General features: G+C 69.1%; 19 protein-coding genes, 1 tRNA gene and 1 pseudogene. 9 read left to right on the forward strand and 12 right to left on the reverse strand.

Annotation, left to right across the window (positions count from 1 at the left end; translation table 11 throughout):
• Nucleotides 1–38: 38 nt before the first annotated feature.
• Nucleotides 39–947, reverse strand: coding sequence for a hypothetical protein (locus tag AB0I52_RS03075; protein ID WP_363068360.1), 909 nt, complete (start codon nucleotides 945–947; stop codon nucleotides 39–41).
• Between the two features lie 77 nt (nucleotides 948–1,024).
• Nucleotides 1,025–2,845, reverse strand: a complete 1,821-nt coding sequence (locus AB0I52_RS03080) for a beta-galactosidase family protein (protein WP_363068362.1) — start codon at nucleotides 2,843–2,845, stop codon at nucleotides 1,025–1,027.
• Nucleotides 2,846–3,065: 220 nt separating this feature from the next.
• Between AB0I52_RS03080 and AB0I52_RS03085 the strand changes: the two genes are divergently transcribed.
• Nucleotides 3,066–3,944, forward strand: a complete 879-nt coding sequence (locus tag AB0I52_RS03085; protein ID WP_363068364.1) for an AraC family transcriptional regulator — start codon at nucleotides 3,066–3,068, stop codon at nucleotides 3,942–3,944.
• A gap of 35 nt (nucleotides 3,945–3,979) precedes the next feature.
• A complete protein-coding gene (locus tag AB0I52_RS03090) occupies nucleotides 3,980–4,315 on the forward strand; it encodes a chorismate mutase (RefSeq protein WP_363021442.1) in 336 nt (111 codons plus the stop codon).
• 169 nt (nucleotides 4,316–4,484) lie between these two features.
• Here AB0I52_RS03090 and AB0I52_RS03095 read toward each other — a convergent pair.
• Nucleotides 4,485–4,748 (reverse strand): annotated as a pseudogene (locus AB0I52_RS03095) (MarR family transcriptional regulator); the annotation flags it as partial.
• A gap of 201 nt (nucleotides 4,749–4,949) precedes the next feature.
• On the opposite strand from AB0I52_RS03095, the gene pepN reads away from it, so the two are divergent.
• Nucleotides 4,950–7,493, forward strand: a complete 2,544-nt coding sequence (gene pepN / locus AB0I52_RS03100) for an aminopeptidase N (RefSeq protein ID WP_363068366.1) — start codon at nucleotides 4,950–4,952, stop codon at nucleotides 7,491–7,493.
• Nucleotides 7,494–7,587: 94 nt separating this feature from the next.
• On the opposite strand, the gene AB0I52_RS03105 is transcribed toward pepN, so the two are convergent.
• The gene (locus AB0I52_RS03105; RefSeq protein WP_363068368.1) at nucleotides 7,588–8,247 is read right to left on the reverse strand and encodes a helix-turn-helix domain-containing protein; all 660 of its coding nucleotides are present in this window, start codon (nucleotides 8,245–8,247) and stop codon (nucleotides 7,588–7,590) included.
• Nucleotides 8,248–8,432: 185 nt separating this feature from the next.
• On the opposite strand from AB0I52_RS03105, the gene AB0I52_RS03110 reads away from it, so the two are divergent.
• The 3 genes from AB0I52_RS03110 (at nucleotide 8,433) to AB0I52_RS03120 (ending at nucleotide 12,720) form a co-directional block, all read left to right on the forward strand.
• Complete coding sequence (locus tag AB0I52_RS03110; RefSeq protein ID WP_363068370.1) at nucleotides 8,433–9,551, forward strand: serine hydrolase domain-containing protein; 1,119 nt, start codon at nucleotides 8,433–8,435, stop codon at nucleotides 9,549–9,551.
• A gap of 338 nt (nucleotides 9,552–9,889) precedes the next feature.
• Nucleotides 9,890–11,287 carry an aminotransferase class V-fold PLP-dependent enzyme gene (locus AB0I52_RS03115; RefSeq protein WP_363068372.1) on the forward strand — a complete coding sequence of 466 codons (1,398 nt, stop codon included), beginning with the start codon at nucleotides 9,890–9,892 and terminating at the stop codon, nucleotides 11,285–11,287.
• Nucleotides 11,284–12,720, forward strand: a complete 1,437-nt coding sequence (locus AB0I52_RS03120) for a SidA/IucD/PvdA family monooxygenase (protein ID WP_363068374.1) — start codon at nucleotides 11,284–11,286, stop codon at nucleotides 12,718–12,720. Before AB0I52_RS03115 ends, AB0I52_RS03120 begins: the two co-directional genes overlap by 4 nt.
• A 78-nt stretch (nucleotides 12,721–12,798) precedes the next feature.
• Here the strand turns inward: AB0I52_RS03120 and AB0I52_RS03125 are convergent, their stop codons facing one another.
• The gene (locus AB0I52_RS03125) at nucleotides 12,799–14,610 is read right to left on the reverse strand and encodes a 5'-nucleotidase C-terminal domain-containing protein (RefSeq protein WP_363068777.1); all 1,812 of its coding nucleotides are present in this window, start codon (nucleotides 14,608–14,610) and stop codon (nucleotides 12,799–12,801) included.
• A gap of 165 nt (nucleotides 14,611–14,775) precedes the next feature.
• Between AB0I52_RS03125 and AB0I52_RS03130 the strand changes: the two genes are divergently transcribed.
• Both AB0I52_RS03130 and pyk read left to right on the forward strand, forming a co-directional pair.
• The gene (locus AB0I52_RS03130) at nucleotides 14,776–15,471 is read left to right on the forward strand and encodes an SIMPL domain-containing protein (RefSeq protein WP_363068376.1); all 696 of its coding nucleotides are present in this window, start codon (nucleotides 14,776–14,778) and stop codon (nucleotides 15,469–15,471) included.
• A gap of 123 nt (nucleotides 15,472–15,594) precedes the next feature.
• Complete coding sequence (gene pyk, locus AB0I52_RS03135; RefSeq protein WP_363068378.1) at nucleotides 15,595–17,028, forward strand: pyruvate kinase; 1,434 nt, start codon at nucleotides 15,595–15,597, stop codon at nucleotides 17,026–17,028.
• 6 nt (nucleotides 17,029–17,034) lie between these two features.
• On the opposite strand, the gene AB0I52_RS03140 is transcribed toward pyk, so the two are convergent.
• Nucleotides 17,035–17,790, reverse strand: coding sequence for a transcriptional regulator (locus AB0I52_RS03140; RefSeq protein WP_363068380.1), 756 nt, complete (start codon nucleotides 17,788–17,790; stop codon nucleotides 17,035–17,037).
• A 109-nt stretch (nucleotides 17,791–17,899) separates the two neighbouring features.
• Nucleotides 17,900–17,975: transfer RNA gene (locus AB0I52_RS03145), tRNA-Leu, on the reverse strand.
• Nucleotides 17,976–18,073: 98 nt separating this feature from the next.
• On the opposite strand from AB0I52_RS03145, the gene AB0I52_RS03150 reads away from it, so the two are divergent.
• A complete protein-coding gene (locus tag AB0I52_RS03150; RefSeq protein ID WP_123526669.1) occupies nucleotides 18,074–18,724 on the forward strand; it encodes a response regulator in 651 nt (216 codons plus the stop codon).
• A gap of 74 nt (nucleotides 18,725–18,798) precedes the next feature.
• Here AB0I52_RS03150 and AB0I52_RS03155 read toward each other — a convergent pair whose 3' ends face one another.
• From AB0I52_RS03155 to AB0I52_RS03175, 5 genes are all read right to left on the reverse strand, one after another.
• Nucleotides 18,799–19,515 carry an ABC transporter ATP-binding protein gene (locus AB0I52_RS03155; RefSeq protein WP_363068382.1) on the reverse strand — a complete coding sequence of 239 codons (717 nt, stop codon included), beginning with the start codon at nucleotides 19,513–19,515 and terminating at the stop codon, nucleotides 18,799–18,801.
• On the reverse strand, nucleotides 19,512–20,408 hold the full coding sequence (locus AB0I52_RS03160) for an ABC transporter ATP-binding protein (protein WP_363068384.1): 897 nt from the start codon (nucleotides 20,406–20,408) through the stop codon (nucleotides 19,512–19,514). Before AB0I52_RS03160 ends, AB0I52_RS03155 begins: the two co-directional genes overlap by 4 nt.
• Before the next feature lie 5 nt (nucleotides 20,409–20,413).
• Nucleotides 20,414–22,213: a branched-chain amino acid ABC transporter permease gene (locus AB0I52_RS03165; RefSeq protein WP_363068386.1), complete on the reverse strand. Its 1,800-nt coding sequence runs from the start codon at nucleotides 22,211–22,213 to the stop codon at nucleotides 20,414–20,416.
• A 5-nt stretch (nucleotides 22,214–22,218) separates the two neighbouring features.
• Nucleotides 22,219–23,148 carry a branched-chain amino acid ABC transporter permease gene (locus AB0I52_RS03170; protein WP_124283810.1) on the reverse strand — a complete coding sequence of 310 codons (930 nt, stop codon included), beginning with the start codon at nucleotides 23,146–23,148 and terminating at the stop codon, nucleotides 22,219–22,221.
• 100 nt (nucleotides 23,149–23,248) lie between these two features.
• Nucleotides 23,249–24,460, reverse strand: coding sequence for a branched-chain amino acid ABC transporter substrate-binding protein (locus AB0I52_RS03175; protein ID WP_363068779.1), 1,212 nt, complete (start codon nucleotides 24,458–24,460; stop codon nucleotides 23,249–23,251).
• Nucleotides 24,461–24,721 lie beyond the last annotated feature (261 nt).

Below are 24,721 nucleotides of genomic sequence, written 5' to 3' on the forward strand. Positions count from 1 at the left end.
TACCTTTTGCGCCGCGGCCCGTTGCGGGCGGCGGCGCCTCACGTCGTGCAGTCCAGCACCGTGCGGCACAGCGCGCACCGGGCCCGCACCCGGCCGCGCGCCGGAACCCTGTTGCGCTGATGGCAGGTCGGGCACGCGAAGGCGACGCGGAGCCCGTCCGGGCCGGTCTCGAAGGTGTAAGGGGGCTCGGGGCCCGGGGCCGCGCCCGCACCGGGATGGTCCTGGGCGTACCGCCGGTCCTTGGCGTACCGGCGCCGGCCCGCCCAGCCGGCCGCCGTCAGCGGTGGCTGCAGGCCCTCGCGCAGAGCCTGCGCCCGGCCCTTCGTGTACGCCGTGTAGGCCTGCGGGCTGGTGAACCACGGCGAGGGGTCCTCGTCGAAGGCGAGTGCCCGCTTGGCCAGTACGTACCCGAACTCCTCGGGGGTGAGGTAGCCGAGCTTCTGGCTGGAGGTGGCGTCCTCCCGGAACGCGTCCAGCAGCAGCCAGCCCGCTCCCAGATAGGCGGCCGCGGTGTCGGTGAGGATCTCGTTGTCGCGGGTCCCGGGGAACTGGAGGTCGAGCCGGTGCAGCAGCACATGCATGACCTCGTGCGACAGCGCGGCCCCGATGTCCCTGCGGTGGGTGCGGAAGCGGTCGTTGAGCTCGATGAAGTACTCCGGCCCGGCCGCGAGTTCGACACTTCCCGCATGTTCCATCGCACGGAACGCGACGACCATCCGGGCGTCCGGCAGGCGCAGGTGCTGCACCATCGCCCGCGCCACGCGCTGCGCGCCGAGATGCAGATCGTCCGAGTCGGCGAAGGCCGCGTCGGCGGGGAGCAGGCTCGGCGCGAAACGGTGGACACCGTCGTACGACAGCCGCCGGTACAGCGCGGTGATCGCCGACCGGACGGTGGCCAGGTGCGGGAAGCCGTGCACCACCGGGCTGCCGTGGGGGCTGTCGCTCACGCCCTCACCCCCGTCCGCGCCGCTCGGCTCCGCCCACTGTAGCCGGGGCGGCACCGGGCGGCCCGGAAAGCCGGACGTCAGACCCGGGCATCCTCCGGGGCGCCGTCAGTGGTGTCCGTCCGCGCGGGCAGGCCCGGCCCCAGCTCCGCGTACGGCGCGCCCGCGTCCTCCACCTCCAGCACCCACACCTCGTTGGCGCCGCCCCGCAGTACCGGACCCGGTACGTACAGCGTCCGCTGGGGGCCCGCCGACCAGTACCGCCCGAGGCAGAACCCGTTCACCCAGACGAATCCGCGCGTCCAGCCAGGCAGTTCGAGCCCCGCGTGCCCGGTGCCGTCCGCGTCCGCGAGCTCGAAGGAGCCCCGGTACAGGCCGCAGCGCCCGGACCCGTCGACCGGGGCGAACGGGACGCCGGCCACCGCCGCCGCGTCCTCGAACGCGTCGAGCCGCAGCGCCCGCGCCCGTACGCCGTGCAGGAACTGCCGCTCGTGCAGCACGCCCCCGGTGATCCCCTTGGCCTCGCCCAGCCGCGGCCCGTAGTTGACCCGGCCCAGCGACTCCACCCACAGCTCGACCTCGGCGGGCCCGGCCACCGGCTCCGCCAGGGTGCCGTCCTCCTCGCTCAGGACGCCCCTGCGGACACCGTCCACGTACACCACCGCCCGGTCCCGCAGGCCCGAAACGCCCAGGGCGTACGGCTGTCGGGGACCCGGGACGCCGACCCGGTAGCGCACCAGGCCGCGGTCGACGCCCAGCTCCTCGAACGTGGGCGGAACGCCGGACTCCGGCTGCTCCTCGTCGCCGAGTGCCTCCATGACGTCCTGGAGCGGTGCCCAGTCGGTCAGCGCGGCCCGCAGTGGTGCGGCGAGCGCGGCGGGCGCTTTCGGCAGTTCGGGCAGCGGCCCGTCCGCGTACTCGGCGAGGATCTTCCGGAACAGCCAGAACTTCTCCGTGGGCCGCCCGTACTCGTCGACCGGCGCGTCGTAGTCGTACGACGTCACCGTCGGCTGGAGCTCCTGGTCCTGGAGCGGGCCCGCGCGGTTGGCTCCCGCCCAGCCGCCGAAGTTCGTCCCGCCGTGCGCCATGTAGATGTTGACCGACGCCCCGCACTCCAGGATCTCCCGCAGCGCCTCGGCGGCCCGTGCCGGATCGCGTACGACCGGCGGGGCGCCCCAGTGCTCGAACCAGCCGCACCAGAACTCCATGCACATCAGCGGGCCCGCGTCCCTGTGACGCCGCAGCACCCGGAACGCCTCGCGCGCCCCCGACCCGAAGTTCGCCGTGGCCAGCAGACCGGGCACCGAGCCGCCGGTGAGCATGTGATCCTCCGGCCCGTCGGACGTGAACAGCGGGACGCTCACGCCGTACTCGCCGAGCATCGCGGACACCTGCCGCAGGTAGGCCTGATCGGTGCCGTAACTGCCGTACTCGTTCTCCGCCTGCACCATGATCACCGGGCCGCCGCGGTCGATCTGCCGCTCCACGACCTGGGGCAGCAGTTCGGCGAACCAGCGCCGTACCGCGTCCAGATAGGCGGCGTCGCGGGTCCGCACCCGCCGCCCGAACCGCCCGGTCACCCAGACCGGCAGACCACCGTTCTCCCACTCCGCACAGATGTACGGCCCGGGGCGGACGATCGCCCACAGGCCGGCCCGCCGCACCGCGTCCAGGAAGCGGCCGAGCGCCGCCACGTCCCGGAACCGGCCCGGCCGCGGCTCGTGGAGATTCCACGGCACGTACGTCTCGACACAGTTCAGGCCCATCGCCCGCAGCATCGACAGCCGGTGATCCCACTGCGCCTCGTGCACCCGGAAGTAGTGCAGGGCGCCCGAAAGCAGCCGTACGGGCCGCCCGTCGAGTCTGAAGTGGTCGTCGTCGCCCACCGTGAAGTCAGCCATCGTGCTCGTTCTCTCCTGTGCGGGCGGTCCCGGCCGCCGCGCCCCGCGAACCGGTACCGGCGGAATGCGGCACCGTACGACGGAGCGGGCGAACTCGGGAGGAATGTCGCGACCCAGCCTCACCCCTGGCGTGCGGCCGGTCCATGGACAAAGATCATTGCTGTTTGGACGCAGCACATCGTTGTCGGCGCACGACGCGAGAACCGGGGAGCGAAAGCCGATGTACCACACCTGGATGCGCTTCTTCACCCCGAGCCCGCTCCACCACCGCCTCGGTCTGGTCTGCCTCGGGGTGGGGCTCCAGCACGGTGCGCTGCCCACCGTCGGCCCCCGCACCCTGGACCACCACGTGGCCGTGGTCATCAACTCGGGCAGCGGATGGTTCGCCGGGCCCGACGGGCGGCGGGTGCCGGTCACCGGGCCCAGCCTGATCTGGCTGACCCCGGGCACCCCGCACCACTACGGCGCCGATCCGGCCACCGGCTGGGACGAGAGCTTCGTCGACTTCACCGGCCCCGCCACCACCACGTACACCGAACTCGGCTACATCGAGCCGGACCGCCCCCTCGTCCCGCTCTCCGACACGGCGGCACCGCGGGCCGCCATCGGCCGGATGGTACGGGCGGCGCGGCGCGGGAACCCGCTGCTGGAGGTGGAGACCGGTGCGGCCGTCCACGAACTGCTCGTCGCGCTGCGCCGGGCCCGCGCCGATGTCAGCCCCGACGGCGATCCGGTGCTCCAGGCCATGACCCGGGACGCGTTCCAGCCGCTCTCCGTCGCCGAGCACGCCGCCCGGCACGGCATGACCCCCGCCGAACTGCGCACGGCCGTCCGGCGCGGTGCGGGCTGCAGTCCGAAGGACTACCTCCTCGGTATCCGGCTCGGCCGCGCCAAGGAGCTCCTCGCCACCAGCGATCTGCCGGTCGCGGCCGTCGCCCGCCGCGTCGGGTACGACGATCCGGCGTACTTCTCCCGGCTGTTCGCCCGCCGGGTCGGCATCGCCCCGGTCCGCTTCCGCGAACAGCAGGGACGCAGCGTGCCGGGCGGCTGGAGCGACCGGGTGCCGGACCCGGACCACCCGCCGACGATCGGCCCGTAGTCCGCCGCGCCGGAGAGGACCTAAGCTCGATGACCATGACCACGAGCGACATCGACGAGTCCGTAGGCGCCGAGCTGAACCGGCTGCGCGAGAGCATCGACAACATCGACGCGGCAGTTGTCCACATGCTCGCCGAGCGCTTCAAGTGCACTCAGCAGGTGGGCCATCTCAAGGCCGCCCACCAGCTTCCCCCGGCCGACCCGGCGCGCGAGGGCCGCCAGATCGCCCGGCTGCGCCAGCTGGCGGAGAGCGCCCACCTGGACCCGGCGTTCGCCGAGAAGCTGCTGAACTTCATCGTGGCGGAGGTCATCCGCCACCACGAACGCATCGCGGACGAATCGGCGAACGGGACGGGCGGCGCACAGGCCTGACCGAGGCCCCGCCGCCCGCCGCCTTCCGCCCTCAAGCCCGTCCGGCGTTTGAGAACAAACCCAGCTCCGGGGCAACGGTGCCCAAATCCAAGCCCGTCCGGCGATTGAGGCCCCCCCGCACCGGGGCACTGGTGCCCCGCGGAGCGCCCCCGCACCCCACCCCAAGGAACTACTCGCCCGGCTCCGCCGCCAACACAGACCGCTCCAGCTCCTCCAGCAACCGCGCCAGCTGCCGGCACTCCGCCGGAGACAACCCCGCCAGCATGCGCCGCTCGTTGTCCAGATGCTCCGAGAACAGCTCGTCGATCACCGACAGCCCCTCGTCCGTCAGCCGCGAGTGCACCACCCGGCGGTCCTGCGGATCCCGCTCCCGCAGGATCAGCCCGTCCTTCTCCAGCCGGTCGATCCGCAACGTCACCCCCGCCGCCAGTCCTCCACGATCGAGGCGCCGCGTCCTGCCCCTTCGCGGACGTCGCGGACGTCTCGGAAGCCTGGTTCTTCGCCATCCCGGGCACTCCTCCGTGCAGGTACACAACGGGTAAAAATCTTAGCCCTCAAAGGAATCGGTACGAACCCGCTCAGCCCGCCGCGAACCCGCCCGCACCTCCCACACCGCATGCGGCAGCATGGGTCCATGTCCGTACTGATGCGCGACGAAGCGCAGACCCGAGCCCAGTTCCTCGACGTACAGCGGTACACGATCGACCTCGATCTGACCGCGGGGGAGGAGACCTTCGACTCCCGTACCCTCATCCGGTTCACCGCCCTCGCCGACGGCGACACCTTCGTCGAGATCAAGCCCGCCACCCTGCGCTCGATCAGCCTCGACGGGCACCCACTCGACCCCGCGGACCTCGACGGCAACCGGTTCCCGCTCACGTCCCTGACCCGCGGCGAACACGAACTCCGCGTCGACGCCGCCATGCGCTACTCCCGCACCGGCGAGGGAATGCACCGCTTCACCGACCCCACCGACAACGAGACCTACGTCTATACCCAGCTCTTCCTGGACGACGTCCAGCGCGTCTTCGCCGCGTTCGACCAGCCCGACCTCAAATCCGTCTTCGCCCTCACCGTCACCGCCCCCGAGGGCTGGACCGTCCTCGGCAACGGCACCGCCCGGCACACCGGGGACGGCCACTGGACCCTCGCCCCCACACCGCCGGTCTCCACCTACCTCGTCGCCGTCGCCGCCGGCCCCTGGCACTCGGTGACCACGGAACACGCCGGACTGCCCTTCGGCATCCACTGCCGCCGCTCGCTGGCCCCCCACCTCGACACCGACGCCGAGGAGATCCTCGGCATCACCCGAGCCTGCTTCGACCGGTTCCAGGAGAAATTCGAGGAGCCGTACCCCTTCGACTCCTACGACCAGGCCTTCGTCCCCGAATTCAACGCCGGTGCCATGGAGAACCCCGGCCTCGTCACCTTCCGCGACGAATTCATCTACCGCTCCGCCGTCACCGACACCGAGCGCCAGACCCGTGGCATGGTCATCGCGCACGAAATGGCCCACATGTGGTTCGGTGACCTCGTCACCCTCGCCTGGTGGGACGACATCTGGCTGAACGAGTCCTTCGCCGAGTACATGGGCTACCAGACCCTCGCCGAGGTCACCCTTCCCCAAGCTCTCAACTCCGTTCGAGCAGGGGAGACCTCATTCCCCGACACCTGGGTCGACTTCGGCGTCGCCCGCAAGGGCTGGGGCTACGACGCCGACCAACGCCCCTCCACCCACCCCGTCGCACCCGACCCGGCCGCCGTCCCCGACACCGCCTCCGCGATGCTCAACTTCGACGGCATCTCCTACGCCAAGGGCGCGTCCGCCCTCCGCCAGCTCGTCGCCTGGCTCGGCGAGAAGGACTTCCTGGCCGGCATCAACACCCACTTCGCCCGCCACAAGTTCGGCAACGCCACCCTCGCCGACTTCATCGACAACCTTGCGTCCGCCACCGACCGCGACGTCCACGCCTGGGCCGGCCAGTGGCTGCGCACCTCCGGAGTCGACACCCTCACCGCGCACGTCACCGAGGCCGACACCACCTGGTCGCTCGCCGTCGACCACCGCGGCTCCCGCCCCCACCGCATCGCCGTAGGTACGTACGACCACGCCATCGACACCCAGTCCGGCCCCGACCGGCTCGTCCTGCGCGACCGCTTCGACATCGGCATCCCCCAGGACGGCGCGCCCGTCACCCGCCCCGGACGCCGCCCCGCCCTCGTCGTCCTCAACGACGGCGACCTCACCTACGCCAAGGTCCGCCTCGACCCGGACTCCTGGAACACCGTCCTGCACAGCCTCTCCGGCATCCCCGACGCACTCACCCGAGCCGTCATCTGGAACACCGCCCGAGACATGGTCCGCGACGGCGACCTCGCCCCCGCCACCTACATCGAGGCCGCCCGCACCCACCTCCCGCACGAGACCGACCTGGCACTCCACCAGGGCGTCCTCACCTTCGCCGGCGCCCAGATCGCCGGCCGCTACCTCACCCCCGAGGACCGGCCCGCCGCGCTCACCGCTGTCACCGCCCTCTGCCGCGACCTCATCCGCCGCACCGAGGACGGCAGCAACCCCGGCCTCCGCCTCATCGCCGTACGCCGCCTCATCGACTCCGCCACCCAGCCCGACGCCATCCAGGGCTGGCTCACCGAAGGCACGGTCCCCGGCGGGCCCGAACTCGACGCCGAACTGCGCTGGCGCATCCTCACCCGACTCGCCGTCCTCGGCGCCGCCGACGAAGCCGCCATCGCCGCCGAACTCGACCAGGACCCCAGCGCCACCGGCCAGGAAGGCGCCGCCCGCTGCCGCGCCGCCCTGCCCACCCCCGAGGCCAAGGCCGCCGCCTGGCAGGCCATGTTCACCGACGACAGCCTCTCCAACTACCTCTTCACCGCCGTCGCCCAGGGCTTCTGGCAGCCCGAGCAGGCCGACCTCGTCAGCGCGTACGTGCCCCGCTACTATCCCGACGCGGCCCAACTCGCCGTCCGTCGCGGCCCGGTCATCGCCGCAGCCGCCGGCAGTTACGCGTTCCCCGTGTACGCCATCGACGCGGACAGCCTCCACCTCGGTGAACAGGCACTCACCGACCAGACACTCATCCCCGCCCTGCGCCGCAAACTCGCCGACCAGATCGACGACCTGCGCCGCGCCCTCGCCGTCCGCGAGGCCCACTGACCCGTACCCGAACCGGCCCGCACCACCCGTGCCCGGCCCGCCCTCACCACGGAGGGCGGGCCGGGCACGCCCGTACGCGAGACCGGGACAGCCTTCAGGCTGCGCGGACCGCCGCCTCGACGTGGGCGAGCTGGGCGGCGATCAGCTCGACGAACGCGGCGCGGCGGTCCGCTCCGAGGGGGCGGACGTCGCGGGCGAAGTGGGACAGGGCCGGGAAGCGTTCGGGGTCGGCGCCGAGTACCGCGACGCGGAAGAGCTCCATGCCCTGGTCGTACTCCTGGGGAGTGAGGGCGCTGACCCCGGCCTCGGAGGCGATCAGCGCGGAGATGAGGACGGCGATCCGGTGATAGTGCGCGGGGATCTCCTCGTCGGGCAGCCCTGACGCCCGCAGGGCCTGCAGCACCTCTTCCATCACCAGCCGGGAACCGGTGCCGCTCGACGCGTGGCGCCCCCAGACCGCGGCGAGCTGGGGCTGCTGTCCGAAGGCCTCCCGCACGCGCAGGCCCAGGGCGGTGATGCGCTGCTTCCAGTCGCCCTCGGGGCGGTAGCCGTCCATGGCGGCCAGCAGAATCCGGTCGGCGACCGCGCGCAGCAGTTCGGTCTTGCTGCGGAAGTGCCGGTAGAGGCTGGAGGAATCGGTCCCGAGGGCCGCGGCCAGTCTGCGCACGCTGAACGACTCGGCGTCGCCCGTACGCAGCAGGTCCGCCGCCGCGTCCAGGATCTCCTCGGTCGACCAGCGCCTTCGCCCTGTCATCCCGCTCCTCTCGTCGGGTCCCAGCCTAACGTATGCACTTGGTGTTGCGCGCACCGCGTGCATAATGAGGACATGGGCGTGCCGGGCAGCCGTCAGCGGGCCGGCCGGCGTGCCACCCGTACCCCGCCACCCGGGCGGGCGGGACGACGCGGAGCCCACCCCGGGGACTACGAAAGGACGCAGCCGTGAGGAACTCACCGGATCCCGCGAAGCTGACCGCAGCCATCGAGAACGTCCACCGCGCAGGCATGCCGGGCCTGTTCGCCGAAGTACGTGACGGCGACCAGGTCTGGCGCGGCGCGGCCGGGGTCGCCGACACCGCCACCGGCCGCCCCGTCACCGCCGACATGCGCCACCGCGTCGGCAGTATCACCAAGACCTTCACCGCAGCCGCCGTACTGCAACAGGTCGAGAGCGGCCGGATCGGCCTCGACGCACCGGTCGGCCGGTACCTTCCGAAACTGGTCCCCGGCGAACGCGGTGACGCGATCACCGTCCGGATGCTGATCAACCACACCAGCGGCCTCGCCGAGTACCTCCCGTACGCCTACCCGTCCCTCAAGGCGTTCCCCAACGTCGCGGACACCCGGCCCGAGAGCCTGGACGACAACCGGCTCACCCGGTTCCACCCCACCGAACTCATCCAGATGGGAGTCGCCGCACCCGCCACCGGCGCCCCGGGCAGCACTCCAGGGGTGTACTCCAACACCAACTACCTGCTCCTCGGCCGGCTCCTGGAACACGTCACCGGCACCACGGCCGAGCAGTGCATCACCCGGAACGTCATCGAGCGCGCCGGGCTCCGGGACACCGAACTCCCCACCGGAACACATGTCCAGGGACCGCACTCGCGGATCTACGAGGCATGGTTCGGCATGATCGACCCACCGCGCGACTACAGCGTCCACGACATGTCATGGGTGGGACCGGCGGGCTCGCTGATATCGACCGTCGCCGACCTCAACCGCTTCTACGGCATGCTGCTGGCCGGCGAGATCGTCAGCCCGTCATCGCTGGCACAGATGCAACACACCGTCCCGGTCATCTCCCAGGAGGGAAAGACGATCGAGTACGGCCTCGGCCTGCACCCGACGCAGGCCCCCGGCCAGGCCACCTTCTGGGGCCACGGCGGCACCGTCTGGGGTGCCGGAGCACTGTCCATGACCCGTGCCGACGGCAACCGGCAGCTGTCCGTCGCACTGAACCTGCAGAGGTGGAACACACTCGACCCCACCGGCAGGCCACAGCCCCACCCCATCGACGACGCGCTCGCGGCCCTCTGCGGCGTGGCGATGTACGGCTGACCGAACCGGAGGAACGCCCCCGCCCCGCAGACACGATCGGGCGCCTGGAGAACGCTCCCGGGCGCCCGATCGTCCGCGTTCCGGCGAAGTACCCACCCCACCCCACGGGCAGCCTCCGGAACCGCCTCCAGCGCCCGAGCCCCGGCACCACCCCCAGCAGCCCACGAACAGCCAGGCCCACAACCGCACCACCCATACCACCCGAACCTCCACCACCCCGCCCCCATCGCACACCCGTCCCCCTTTCGAGTTCAGATCACCGGGCTCACCGGCCGCGCCACCCGAAACCCGGACAAGCTGGGATGTCCACCCATGCGCTCCGAAGGGCCACCACCGCAATGCCCACCCCGCCCCTCGCCGGAGGCACCACCGGCCCCGCCGCCCTGCGCCCCCTCCTCGACACCGTGCTCACCGCACTCCACGACGGCGCCCACCGACGCGACGGCCCCCTCCCCGCAGGCGGCCCCGACACCGTCACCCCCCACCTGCGCACCGCCCTCCACCCCGTCATCCCCGACCACGGCACCGGCGCCCACCACGCCCTCGCCACCCTCATCACCGCCCTCACCCAAGGCGCCGCGGACCCCGCCGACCCCCTCTGCGCCGCCCACCTCCACACCCCGCCCCTCGCCCTCGCCGCAGCAGCCGACCTCGCCGCCTCCGCCCTCAACCCCTCCATGGACTCCTGGGACCAGGCACCCGCCGCCTCCGCCCTCGAAGCCGACCTCACCACCGCGCTCGCCGCCGAGATCTACCCCCACCACACCGCACCCGACGCCCTCGTCACCACCGGCGGCACGGAAGCCAACCAACTCGCGCTCCTCCTCGCCCGCGAACGCCACGGCCCCGTCCAGACCATCCGCGGCGCCAACGCCCACCACAGCATCACCCGCGCCGCCTGGCTCCTCGGCCTCCCCGAACCCGTCACCGTCCCCGCCCCCACCGGCGTCATCGACCTCACCGCCCTCGACGACACCCTCGCCCGACTCCACGGGCCGCTCCTAGTCACCGCCACCGCGGGCACCACCGACACCGGCCAGATCGACCCCCTCACCGAGATCGCGGACCTCTGCACCACCCACGGCGCCGAACTCCACATCGACGCCGCCTACGGCGGACCCCTCCTCTTCAGCCCCACCCACCGCAACAAGGTCCACGGCCTCGACCGCGCCCACAGCGTCACCCTCGACCTGCACAAACTCGGCTGGCAACCCGCATCAGCAGGCATCCTCGCCGTCCCCGAACACCACCACCTCGACGCACTCCACCACCACGCCCCCTACCTCAACGCCGACGACGACACCGAAGCCGGCCTCCCCGACCTCCTCGGCCGCTCCCTGCGCACCACCCGCCGCCCCGACGCACTCAAAATCGCCGTCACTCTCCAAGCGCTCGGCCGCACCGGACTCGCCGACCTCATCGACCGCACCTGCACCGCCGCCCACCACCTCGCCGACCTCATCACCAAAACTCCCACCCTCGACCTCTACGACCACCCCACCATCACCACCGTCCTCTTCCGCCCCACCGACGCCGACGACCACACCGTCGCCACCATCCGCCGCACCCTCCTCACCCGAGGCCACGCCGTACTCGGCCGCACCCACACCAACGGCCGCCTCTGGCTCAAAGCCACCCTCCTCAACCCCCACACCACCCCCCACGACCTCCAGAAACTCCTCGACCTCGTCACCGACCTCGCCACAGCACTCCCGGAAGGCAGCACACACCGATGACAGCCCGGCCAGCCCGGCCAGCCCGGCCCACCCCCGACGCCGACCAGCCACACGACCTCGTCGGCATCGGCATCGGCCCCTTCAACCTCTCCCTCGCCGCCCTCGCCCACGGCATCCCCGGCACCCCCCACCCCCTCGCCGCCACCTTCTACGAACAACGCCCCGCCTTCCACTGGCACCCCGGCCTCCTCATCGACGGCGCCAGCCTCCAAGTCCCCTTCCTCGCCGACCTCGTCACCCTTGCCGACCCCACCAGCCCCTGGACCTTCCTCAACTACCTACGCACCCGCGACCGGCTCTTCCCCTTCTACTTCGCCGAGCGCTTCCACATCCAACGCGCCGAATACGACGCCTACTGCCGCTGGGTCACCGAACAACTCCCCGGCCTCCACTTCGGCCACCAGGTCGACGCCATCCGCTGGAACGCCGAACGCGCCCTCTTCGAAGTCGACTTCACCCAACTCGACACCCACGGCGAAGCCGAGGCGCTGGGCCGCGCCCACACCCGCCACATCGCACTCGGCGTCGGCACCGAACCCCATATCCCCGAACCCCTCAAACCCCTGGCCGAAGCCGGATCGGTCCCCGTCATCCACTCCGCCGACTACCTCCACCACCGCGAACAACTCCTCGGCGCCGAACACATCACCGTCATCGGATCAGGACAGTCCGGCGCCGAGATCTTCCTCGACCTCCTCCGCGCCCGCCCCGCCGGCCGCGAAAAACTCCACTGGCTCGCCCGCACCCCCGCCTTCGCACCCATGGAGTACTCCAAACTCGGCCTCGAACACTTCACCCCCGACTACACCCGCTACTTCCACGCCCTCCCCGAGCCCGTGCGCGACGAACTCGTCCCCGACCAGTGGCAGCTCCACAAGGGCATCGACCACGACACCATCACCGCCATCCACGAAGAGCTCTACCGCCGCACCCTCCACGGCGGCTGGCCCGACGCCACCCTCACCCCCGGCGTCTGCGTACGCACCGCAGGCCGCGTCGCCACCACCCGCGTCGAACTCCACCTCGAACACACCCAGCAGGGCACCCGCTCCCGCCTCACCACCGACGCCGTCGTCCTCGCCACCGGCTACCGCGAACGCCCCCTCGACCAGATGCTCGACGGCCTCCACACCCACCTGCGCCGCGACAGCTCCGGCCGCCCCCGCATCGACGACCAGTTCCGCCTCGACCTCGACCCCGCCATCACCGGCAACATCTACGTACAGAACGCCGAACGCCACACCCACGGCGTCGGCGCCCCCGACCTCGGCCTCGCCGCCTGGCGCAGCGCCACCATCCTCAACAACCTCACCGGCACCACCGCCTACCACCTCCCACAACGCACCGCCTTCACCACCTTCGGCCTCACCCCCCACGCCCCGAAGGTCCCCCACCAGGGCACCGCCCTCACCCCCCTGGTCCAGAGCAACTGACACCCCCCGCCCCACCCGGCACACAGAAAAGCGGCCGCCCCATCCCAAAAGGAAAGGAGACGGCCGCCCCACCACAACCTAGAACACCGGCGTACCGTCCCGCGTCAGCCGCCAGTCCACCGAAGCGAACTGCGCGCCGTCCACCGAACCCTTCGCCTGCACCCACGCGATGATGGTGTTCCGGATCTCCTCCGAATTCGCCCAGAGCTGCTTCGCACCCGGCACATGCGGGAAGTTACCCCCACCACTCGCACGGTAGTTATTCACCGCCAGCACGAACTGCGCCGCCGGATCAATCGCCTTGCCCTCGAACGAAAGACCAACAATCCGCGAACCATTCGGCTTCGCGACGTCGATGTCATACGTCAGACCCGACACCGCGTCATAATTGTAATCCGGAGTGCCGTCCGCATTCGTCAGCTTCGCCGGATCCACCGGAGCACCCGCCGCCGTCTGCACGTAATACCGCGCCGAGAACTCCAGATAATCCTTGATCTGCGCACCCGTCAGCAGCCGCGCCTCAAGAGTGTTCTCGAACGGATACAGACCCGCCGCATCCTTGATCGTCACGTCCCCGGCCGGGATCTGCGCCGTACGCGAGAAACACGAAGCCTGCGACAGCACCGGCAGCGCCGCGTACTCGCCACCCGCCAGCGCCGCCGTCACCGTCTCCGCCTGGACGACATTGATCAGATCGATGATCGGCTCGTCCTTCCACGCCGCCTCGGCCGTGGTCATCGCCGCCGTCGACGTACCGATCACCTGATTGACGTACGCCACGACCTTCTTGTGCTCATCCGCCAGCAACTTCGTGATCTTCCGGTCCTCCGCCGCCGTGTTGGAGTTCAACACCTGCGACCCCGCCTTCTCGACCACCCAGCGGCCCTTCTCCCACACCAGATCGAAGTCGAACAGCGTCAGCCGCTGCCCCCACTTCAACGGCTCCGAAAGAACGACCTTCTTTCCGGTCTTCTTGTTCTCCACGAAGTACTCGGGAATCTCCAGATGCGCATGACCCACCAGAATCGCATCGATCCCCGGCACCTGCTCCGCCACCAGACCCGCGGCATTCTCCACATACGGAATCTGGTCACCGTACGAAGATTTCCCGCTGTTCCCCGAGTGCGCCGACACGATCACCACATCCGCACCCATCGAACGCAGCCGCGGCACGAACTTCGCCGCCTGCTCCTCCAGGCCCGGGAACACCATCTTGCCGCTGACGTTCGCCTTGTCCCAGATCGCGATACCCGGATTCGTCAGACCCAGGATCGCCACCTTCACATCCCGGCCGTGCGGCGTACGCAGCTTCTTGATCACATACGGCGCGAACGCCGGCTTCAACGTCTTCGCATCCAGGGCGTTCGCACCCAGCAGCGGGAAATCACACTGCTCCTCGAACTTGCGCAGCACCGGAATGCCGTAGTTGAACTCATGGTTTCCCAGCGCCGCCGCGTCATAACCGATCGCATTCATCGCCTGCGCCATCGGATGCACCGGACCACGCTTCGCCGTGATCGGATCGATCTTCGCGTAGTAGTACGACAGCTGCGTGCCCTGGATCGTGTCACCCGCATCGATCATCAGGGTGTTGTGGCGGCCCTTCTCCCGGCGCACCTGATCCACCAGCGTCGAGATCTTCGCCAGACCGACGTCGTTGTGGTCGCCGTCGTCGAACTCCTTGTCCGTGAAGTAGTCCCAGTTGAAGACATTTCCGTGCAGATCGGTCGTACCCATCACGGTGAACGAGTACCGCTTCTGCGGACGCCCATGACCGTTCCCATGCCCGTGGCCGTGTGCCTCGGCGGGAACCGCGGCACCGCCCGCGATCGCGACACCCGCACCGGCCGCGGCCGATGTGCCCAGGAACGTCCTTCGATTCAGCGGCATCTCGTCTCCCACATCTCAGTTCTCTCCGTACACAACGCGCGTAGACCCCGCGCACGCGTGGACAACGCGCGTAGATAATCACCCACGCACGGCACCCGGCAACACCCCTCGCAGGTTTCGTTTCGATGACCACCCGCTGTCGTACCGGAGTGCCACAGTGGATCCATGACCGACACCCCGTACCCCTACGGCACCCCCGACCACCCCCGCCTCGCCGTCCGCGGCGAGGCCCGCCTCGAGTTCGAGCCCGAAACCGCAAGCGTCGGCATCACCGTCAGCGCCCGCGGAAAAGACCGCCGCGCCGCCCTCGACGACCTCACCCGGCGCAACACCACCGTCCTCGAACTCGCCCGCACCTACGGACAAGCCGTCGAAAAGCTCGAAACCGGCACGTTCTCCATCACCCCCGAACTCACCCAGCGCGGCCGCGACGAGAAGATCCGCGCCTACCACGGACGCGTCCACATCACCGCCGTACTCAACGACTTCACCGCACTCGGTGAATTCACCACCCGCGTCGCCGACCTCGACATGACCCGCATCGACGGCCCCTGGTGGGCCCTGCGCCCCGACTCACCCGCCCACGGCGAAGCCCGCCGCCAAGCCGTACGCGAAGCCGTCCAGCGCGCCCGCGAATACGCCGACGCAGTCGGCGCCCGGCTCGCCGCCCTCGTCGAACTCGCCGACCTCGGCGCCGAGAACACCACCCCCGCCATGGCCGCCCCCGGTGGCTACGGCCGCACCCGCGGATTCGCCGGCGCGGCAGCCGAACCCGCCCCGGCCCTCGACCTCGAACCGCAACGCCAGACCGTCCACGCCCAGGTGAACGCCCGCTTCCTCATGACCCCGCCCGTGCTCTAGAAAATGCTCATCCGAGCACCCCTCCGCACAATTCAACACTTGTCAAAAACCCTTCACCCAAAGGTTGTTGAGCAGTCATGCGGAGCCAATTCCCTACCCGTAGGTAAGGTCTAGGCTCAAACCATGCGCCGAGCAAAAATCGTTTGCACCCTAGGACCCGCCACCGACACATATGACCAGATCAAGGCCCTGGTCGAAGCGGGTATGGACATGGCCCGCCTCAACCTCAGCCACGGCACCTACGCCGAACACGAAGAGCGCTACCACCGAGTACGCAAAGCATCCGACGAAGCCGGACGCAGCGTCGGAATCCTCGCCGACCTTCAAGGCCCGAAGATCCGCCTCGGCCGCTTCCGCGAAGGACCCGTACTCCTTGAACGCGGCGACCACTTCACCATCACCGTCGAACCCATCGAGGGTGACCGCCACACCTGCGGCACCACCTACGAAGGCCTGAACACCGACGTCGCCCCCGGCGAACACATCCTCATCGACGACGGCCGCGTCACCCTCGAAGTCACCGAAATCGACGGCCCCCGCGTCCACACCACCGTCATCGAGGGCGGCATGGTCTCCGACCACAAGGGACTCAACCTCCCAGGCGTCGCCGTCTCCGTCCCCGCCCTCTCCGAAAAGGACATCGACGACCTCCGCTGGGCCCTGCGCACCGGCGCCGACATCATCGCCCTCTCCTTCGTACGCAGCGGACGCGACATCGAACCCGTCCACCGCGTCATGGACGAGGAGGGCCGCCGCCTCCCCGTCATCGCCAAGGTCGAGAAGCCCCAGGCCGTCGAGAACATCGACGACATCGTCGCCGCCTTCGACGGCATCATGGTCGCCCGGGGCGACCTCGGCGTCGAAATGCCCCTGGAGCAGGTACCGATCGTCCAGAAGCGCGCCATCAAGCTCGCCAAGCGCAACGCCAAGCCGGTCATCGTCGCCACCCAGATGCTCGACTCGATGATCGACAACTCCCGCCCCACCCGCGCCGAGGCCTCCGACGTCGCCAACGCCGTCATCGACGGCACGGACGCGGTCATGCTCTCCGGCGAGACCAGCGTCGGGAAATACCCCGTCGAGACGGTCCGCACGATGTCCCGCATCGTCGAGGCCGCCGAGGAGGACATCCTCACCAAGGGCCTCCCGCCGCTCACCGACCGCAACAAGCCCCGTACCCAGGGCGGCGCGGTCGCCCGCGCGGCAGCCGAGATGGGCGACTTCCTCGGCGCGAAGTTCCTGGTGGCCTTCACCCAGAGCGGCGACACGGTCAAACGCCTCTCCCGCTACCGCTCACCCATCCCGCTCCTGGCCTTCACCCCGGACCCGGCGACCCGCTCCCAGCTGAACCTCACCTGGGGCGTGGAAGCATTCCTGGGCCCGCATGTGGAGTCGACGGACGCGATGGTGGCGCAGGTCGACGAGGAACTGCTGAAGATCGGCCGCTGCCGGAAGGGCGACGTGGTGGTCATCACGGCCGGCTCCCCGCCCGGCGTCGCGGGCTCGACGAACCTGGTGCGGGTGCACCGCATCGGCGAGGACGACAGCCCGAAGTAGGGCGGCTCAGTATTTCGGCCCGACGTGTGCATCCATGAGGGCTACGGATGCCCGTCGGGCGACGGAGATGTTCCGACTGTTGGGCTGCTTCCACTCGACTCCTACCTGGTCCAGCGTGCTGGTGAAGAGCCCCAGGATGTCGGCCGACAGGTTGGTGAAGAAGTAGCGCGGGTACTCGTACCGTCTGCGCTCGCCACCGACGAGGCGCGTGGTCCAGTTGGTGATCCGGCAGCCGTCGGCGTGGATGAGGCCACGGATGAACTCCCAAGGGTGTGCATCGACGATGTCTTGCTGCCAGTCGGCGAGCGTGATCCTGCGATCGTGCTTCTTGCCGGGCCCGTGCTGAGGGAGGAGGCAAGGCCAGTGCTTGCTGAAGCTTGTGACGTACTGGCAGCCAGGGCTTGATACGCGACAGACCTTGTTGGCCGGTCGCGCAGCCTGCATCGCTTCCGCGCAAGCGTCAATGAGGCCTGGCCGGGCGTCGGCACATGCAATGCGGAGGGAGTACACGCCGCGCTTGTTCGCACTGATGCAGCCATCACCGAGGTAGAGGCCCAGAAGGTACGAGTATGCGGCGGGTGGCTTTGGGGTGTCCCCGCACCGAGGGCATTCGGAGCCACGGTTGTATCCGAGGGGCTCTATTCGTTCGAGCCAGGAACGGATGGCAGCTCGGGAAATGCCGGTTCGCTTGCTTACGGTGTTCTGGCTGAGACCCTGACCGAGGAGGGCCAGCGCCTGCTTACGTGTTTCAAGGTCGTACACATGGCTGAGCCTGGGAGGATTAGCCGGCTCATGGGTAGAAACGAGTAGGCAGTCACACGATCATGTGAATCTGTAGCGTTTCCCTGTGACCTTGGAATCGAAGGAAAAGTGCCCCGAGTCGGACTCGAACCGACACTGTATGGGTTTTGAATCCATTGCCTGCTGCCAAATTGGGCTACCGGGGCTGGCAGAATCGAAGGTTCCCTTCGACCCGCTGCGCGACCACCATACCGCAGCTGGGTAGGCTCAAGGGAGCAGTACCTGCCCTGAACCAAGGAGCCCCGTGACCACCCCCGAGTCGCCCCAGCCCGTCGCCGACGACGACAAGTCGCACGTCCCGCCGCTGACGACCCGCGTCGTCATCGCCGAGGACGAGGCGCTCATCCGCCTCGACCTGAAAGAGATGCTGGAGGAAGAGGGGTACTCGGTCGTCGGTGAGGCCGGGGACGGGCAGCAGGCTGTCGAGCTGGCCCGGGAGCACAAGCCGGACCTGGTCATCCTCGATGTGAAGATGCCGGTCCTCGACGGGATCTCCGCCGCCGAGAAGATCGCCGAGGAGTCCATCGCGCCCGTCCTGATGCTCACCGCGTTCTCGCAGCGCGACCTCGTGGAGCGGGCCCGGGACGCCGGGGCGATGGCGTACCTGGTGAAGCCGTTCAGCAAGAGCGACGTGGTGCCGGCCATCGAGATGGCGGTGTCGCGGTTCGCGGAGCTGAAGGCGCTGGAGGGCGAGGTCGCGGACCTGTCGCAGCGGCTGGAGACGCGGAAGCTGGTGGACCGGGCGAAGAGCATTCTGCAGACGGACTACGGGCTGTCCGAGCCGGCCGCGTTCCGCTGGATCCAGAAGACGTCGATGGACCGGCGGCTGTCGATGCAGCAGCTGGCCGAGGCGTTGATCGAGGACGCCGAGGAGAAGAAGAAGGCCGCGGAGTAGTTCCGTAGGACATGGAGAAGGCCCGCGCCCCGGGAGCAGTCCGGGGGCGCGGGCCTTCTGCCGTACAGGCGGGTTCAGTCCTCGCCGAGGTAGGCCTTGCGGACCGACTCGTCGTGGAGGAGGTCCGCGCCGGTGCCGGAGAGGACGATCTTGCCGACCTCCATGACGTGGCCCTCGTCGGCCAGGGAGAGCGCGGCCTGGGCGTTCTGCTCGACGAGCAGGATCGTGGTGCCCTGGGCCTTGAGTTCGACGATGGTCTCCATGATCTTCTGCATCATGATCGGAGAGAGGCCCATGGAGGGTTCGTCGAGCATCAGGAGCTTGGGCTGGCACATCAGGGCCCTGCCCATGGCGAGCATCTGCTGCTCGCCGCCCGAGAGGGTGCCCGCGGCCTGCTTCCGGCGTTCCCCGAGGATGGGGAAGAGGTCGTAGGCGCGCTGGATGTCCTTCTCGATGCCTGCCTTGTCGCTGCGGAGGTAGGCGCCGAGCTGGAGGTTCTCGGTGATCGTCAGCCGGGGGAAGATGTGGCGGCCCTCGGGGGAGTGGGCGAGGCCCAGAGCGACGATCTTGTGTGCGGGGATGCCCGTCAGCGGCTCGCCCTCGAAGAGGATGCGGCCGCCGATGGGCTTGAGCAGCCCGGAGAGGGTGCGCAGGGTGGTGGTCTTGCCCGCACCGTTGGTGCCGATCAGGGTGACGACCTGGCCGGCTTCGACGCTGAAGGAGATGCCCTTGACGGCTTCGATCTTGCCGTAGGCGACGCGGAGGTCCTCGACCTCTAGCAGTGCGGTCATCGGGTGTCCTCCTCCTCGGTGCTGGTGGTGTCGGTGGTGGTTGCGGCGTTCTTGGTGGCGACGGCCTCGGCGGCTTCGACCTCGGCGACTTCTTCGGCGCCGGGGGCGCCTTCGAAGGGGGTGCCGAGGTAGGCGGCGACGACGCGTTCGTCGCTCTGGACGACGTCGGAGGTGCCTTCGACGAGCTTCTCGCCCTGGACGAGTACGGCGACGCGGTCGCAGAGGTTGAAGATGAAGCGCATGTCGTGCTCGATGACGAGTACGGCGATGCCCTGGTCGCGGATGGCGAAGATGAGTTCTTCGGTGACGCGGGTTTCCTGCGGGTTCATGCCGGCGGTGGGCTCGTCCAGGAGGAGGAGGCCGGGGTCGCTGGCGAGTGCGCGGGCGATTTCCAGCTTGCGCTGGTCTCCGTAGGGGAGGTTGCGCGCGAGGTGTTCGGCCTTGTCCTGGAGGCCGATGAACTCCAGGAGTTCCATGGCGCGTTCCCGGCTGGCGTTCTCGGCCCTGGTGAAGCCGGGGAGGCGCAGGAGGGCGGACCAGAGGCCTTCCTTGGTCCTGGTGTGGCGTCCGACGAGGACGTTCTCCAGGACGGTCATGTTGGCGAAGAGCCGGATGTTCTGGAAGGTGCGGGCGATGCCTGCCTGGGTGACGAGGTGGGGCTTGGGGGGCAGGACGGTGCCTTTGTAGCTGACCTTGCCCTCGGTGGGGACGTAGAGGCCGGTGAGGCAGTTGAAGAAGGTGGTCTTTCCGGCGCCGTTGGGGCCGATGAGGCCGACGATCTCTCCCGCGTTGACGGTGAGGTCGACGTCGTGGACGGCGGTGAGGCCGCCGAAGCGCATCGTGACGCCGCTGGCGTCGAGCACGGGGGTGCCGGTCTCTGTGGTGGTGGTCATGGTGGTCACGCCCCCGCCTTGGCGATGCCGGCGTCGACGTCGTCGGACTTCCGGGGTTCCGGTACGTCGAGCTGGTCGGTCTCGTGGAATTCGAGCTGCTTCCTGCGGTCGGCGACCAGTCCTTCTGGGCGCAGGCGCATCAGGAGGACGAGTGCGATGCCGAAGAGGAAGAGCTGGTAGTCCTGCATGAACTGGAGTTTCGCCGGGATGAGGTAGAGCAGTGCGGCGCCGACGAGGGGTCCGCTGAGGGTTCCCATGCCGCCGAGGATGACGGCGGCGAGGAGGAAGGCGGAGTTCGGGGGCACGGAGCCGGCGAACTGGTACTGCTCGGGCGTCACGGTGTAGTTGACGTGTGACTGCACGGTTCCGGCGAGTCCGGCGAGGGTGGCGCCGAGGGCGAAGGCGAGCAGCTTGAGCCGGAAGGCGTTGATGCCCATGGCGGTGGCCGCGGTCTCGTCCTCGCGGATGGCGACCCAGGCGCGGCCGATGCGGGATTCTCCGGAGCGGCGGAAGACGAGGACGACGACGGCGGTGAAGACGAGCATGAGCAGGTAGTAGTTGGCCGACCTGCCGAGGGTGAAGCCGCCGATGTCGTGCTTGAGCCCGAAGTCGATTCCGAAGAGGTTGAGGTCGGGGATGCTCGGGATGCCCTGGGAGCCGTTGGTGAGGTCGGGTCCGCTGTTGCCGTTGAGGTTGTTCACGGTGAGGCGGAAGATTTCACCGAAGCCGAGGGTGACGATGGCGAGGTAGTCGCCGCGTAGTCGCAGGGTTGGTGCGCCGATGAGTACGCCGAAGACGAGTGAGGCCCCGGCGCCGGTGAGGACGGCGGCCCAGAAGGGGAACTCGACGCCGATGGCCGACATGGTGGAGCCGGAGACCAGGGCGGCGGCGTAGGCGCCGACGCCGAGGAAGGCGACGTACCCGAGGTCGAGGAGGCCGGCGAGGCCGACGACGACGTTGAGGCCGAGTGCGACGGTCGCGAAGATGAGGATGTTGGCGCCGATGAGCGCGTATTCCTCTTTCTGCTGGGTGAAGGGGAAGCAGACGGCTGCGACGAGGGCCGCGGTGAGGGTGATGTTGCGGTGCTTCGCGGTCATCGCGGTGATGCGGGAGATGAGTCCGGCACGGTTCAGCGCGGTGAAGGCGAAGGCGGCGGTGATGAGGAAGCCGATGAAGAGTTCGGTGTAGTCGGTGTCGATGCCGTACGCGAAGATGTAGAGGCCGATGCCGAAGGCTATGGCGATGGTGAGGATCTCGGCCCAGGCGGGGACGGGTGCGGCGCGGCGGGCGGCCGGTGCGCTGAGGCCGTTGCGGAAGCGCTGCCAGCCGGCGTCCGGGTTCCCGGTTTCGGGAAGGGGCTGGTCGGCGGGGAGTCCGTGGGCGGCGATGACGGCGATGAGCGAGCCGATGCCGCTGACCCAGGCGCCGGGTTCGAGGTTGACGACGCCGCCGAGGTCGTAGGTGATGGCGCCGATGGCGTAGGCGGTGGTGGCGAAGGTGCCGAGCGCCAGGAGGCGGACGGGGCTGTTGGTTCCGCCGGGGGTGAGCCAGCCGAGGCCGCGGATGCCGTACCCGGAGAGGGTGAGGAGCAGGGTGAGCGCGGCGCTGATGAGGGTGAGGACCTGGAGGCCGCCGGGGTAGCCGGTGACGGTGAGGTCGCCGGGGAATTGGTCGGTCCAGGTCCAGGCGAGGAAGGTGCCCGCGAGGGCGACGGCCGCGCCTGCCGTGGTGGCGATGCGGGCCGCGGGGGCTGGCAACGGGATCAGGGCGGTGGCGGGGGGCGTGGTGGTGGTGTTGGTGGTCATCCGTATCACGCCCGATCCGCGACGCGTTCGCCGAGCAGGCCCTGGGGGCGGAGCAGCAGGACGATGATGAGGAGGACGAAGGCCCATACGTCCTTCCAGGCGCCGCCGCCGAAGAGTTCCATGCCGGGGACGTCGCTCATGTAGCCGGTGGCGAGTGATTCGGCGATGCCGAGTACGACGCCGCCGAGCATGGCGCCGTAGATGTTGCCGATTCCGCCGAGTACGGCTGCGGTGAAGGCTTTGAGCCCCATGATGAAGCCCATTTTGAAGCCGATCTGGCCGTTCTTGAGCCCGTAGGCGACGGCGGCGACGGCTGCGAACGCGGCACCGATGGCGAAGGCCATGACGATGATGCGGTCGGTGTTGATGCCCATGAGCTTTGCGGTGTCGGGGTCCTGGCTGGTGGCCTGCATGCCGCGGCCGGCGCGGGTCTTGGAGACGAAGAGGCCGAGGGCGATCATGCAGACGGGTGCGGTGATGAGGACGAAGATGTCGCCGCGTTGGATGTGGGCGCCGAAGATGTCGATCGCTTCGCCCTTGAACTGGGGGAAGGAACGGTCCTTCTTGGCGTCGGGGTACCACTTCCAGATGGCCTGCTGGAGGGCCAGGGAGAGTCCGATGGCCGTGATGAGCGGGGCCAGTCGTGGTGCGTTGCGCAGGGGCCGGTAGGCGAAGCGTTCGGCGGCTGTGCTGATCGCGACGGAGCAGATGACGCCGCCGATGATCATGAGGGGGATGATCGCGAGGAGGTTGGTGCCGGCCGGCATCCAGAGGTAGACGGTGAGGGCCCCGAACCCTCCGATCATGAAGATTTCGCCATGGGCGAAGTTGATGAGCTGGATGATTCCGTAGACCATCGTGTAACCGATCGCGATGAGTCCGTACATCGCGCCGAGGATGAGTCCATTGGCCAGCTGTTGCGGCAGTTCGTGCACCGCAGGGCCTCCGTGGAGTGGTTCGGATATGGCACCGCGCGGGAGCGCTCATGGCGCTCCCGCGCGGTCTGGTGTCAGTCAGTGCGTGACCGGGAGCTTGTTACGGCTTGTAGACCTCGCTGAGCTTGGAGGCCCACTTCCCGCCGTCCACCTGGTAGGCGGTCATCATGGTGTTGGTGGTGTCGCCGAACTCGTCGAAGGAGACGGGGCCGGTGACGCCGTCGAACTTGACCTTGCTCATCGCGGCGAGGACCTTGGCGCGGGCGTCGTCGGGGAGCTTGCCGTTGTTGTCGGCGACGGCGATCTTGACGGCCTCGATGATGGACCAGGTGGCGTCGTAGGTGCCGCCGCCGTAGGCCTCGTAGGCGTCCTTGTATCCGGCCGTCTTGTAGTTCGCGATGAAGGTCTTGGCGGAGTCGAGCTCCTCGACGGGCTTGCCGACGGAGGTGGCGATGTCGCCCTGGGCCTTCTTGTTGAGCTTGATGAAGTCGGCGCTGTACATGCCGTCGCCGCCCATGAGGGGGATCTTGACGCTGTCCTTGAGCTGCTGGCTCAGGGGTGCGCCGGCGGGGTACTCACCGCCGTAGTAGACGGCCTTGGCGCCGGACTTCTTGACCTTGGTGACGACGGCGTTGAAGTCGCGGTCGTCGGGGTTGACGTGGTCGGAGCCGACGATCTTGCCGCCGAGGCCGGTGAAGGTCGCCTTGAAGGAGGCCGCGAGACCGGCGCCGTAGGGCTTCTGGTCGTCGATGAGGTAGACCTGCTTGATCTTCGCATTGTTGTACAGGTACTTCGCCGCGAAGGCGCCCTGGATCTGGTCCGTGGTGGCGGTGCGGAAGTAGGTCTTGAAGGGGCGCTTCTTGTCGCCGGTCTTCCAGTTCTCGCCCTGGGTCAGTTCGGTGCCCGTGTTGGCGGGGGAGACCTGGGTGAGGCTGGCGTCGTTGAGCGGCTTCTGCATCGACTGGGAGACGCCGGAGTTCAGGGGGCCGACGACGCCGAGGACGGTGTCGTCGTCGATGAACTTCTGGGCGTTCTGCTGGCCGACGGAGGGCTGTGCCTGGTCGTCGAGGGGCTTGACGACGAAGTTGATGCCGGGGACCGTCTTGTTTTTGTTCGCCGTCTTGGCGGCGAGGTCGGCGGAGTTCTTGATGCCGAGGCCGAGGGCGGACAGGTCACCGGTGATGGGTGCGTCGACGCCGATAACGACGGTCTGGGTGCCGCCGCTGTCGCTGCTCTTCTTGCCGTCGTCGCGCGACCCGCAGGCGGTGAGTGTCAGTGCTCCTGTGGTGAGCACTGTGGTGAGGATGAGCAAAGAACGGTGTCGCACGAAAAGTCCTTTCCCTGGCGCGGCCTCCTCTGCTTGAGGTGCCGTGTCGTTCGCCGGGCCGTACTGGTGGGTACAGGGCCGTGCCGCAGACGCGCCCGGCGGCGCGGTGACTGGCGGTGACTCTATGGGCAGGGGCGGGGGTCGGGGACGGGTCAGTCGAATGATGTGACTGTCTTGTTATGCCCTTGAGGAAGGCTTGAGGTGGCTGTGTGGACATGTACGGCTTTTTACCGGACGGCGAAGTGA

Source organism: Streptomyces sp. NPDC050423 (assembly GCF_040655445.1).
Lineage (GTDB): Bacteria > Actinomycetota > Actinomycetes > Streptomycetales > Streptomycetaceae > Streptomyces.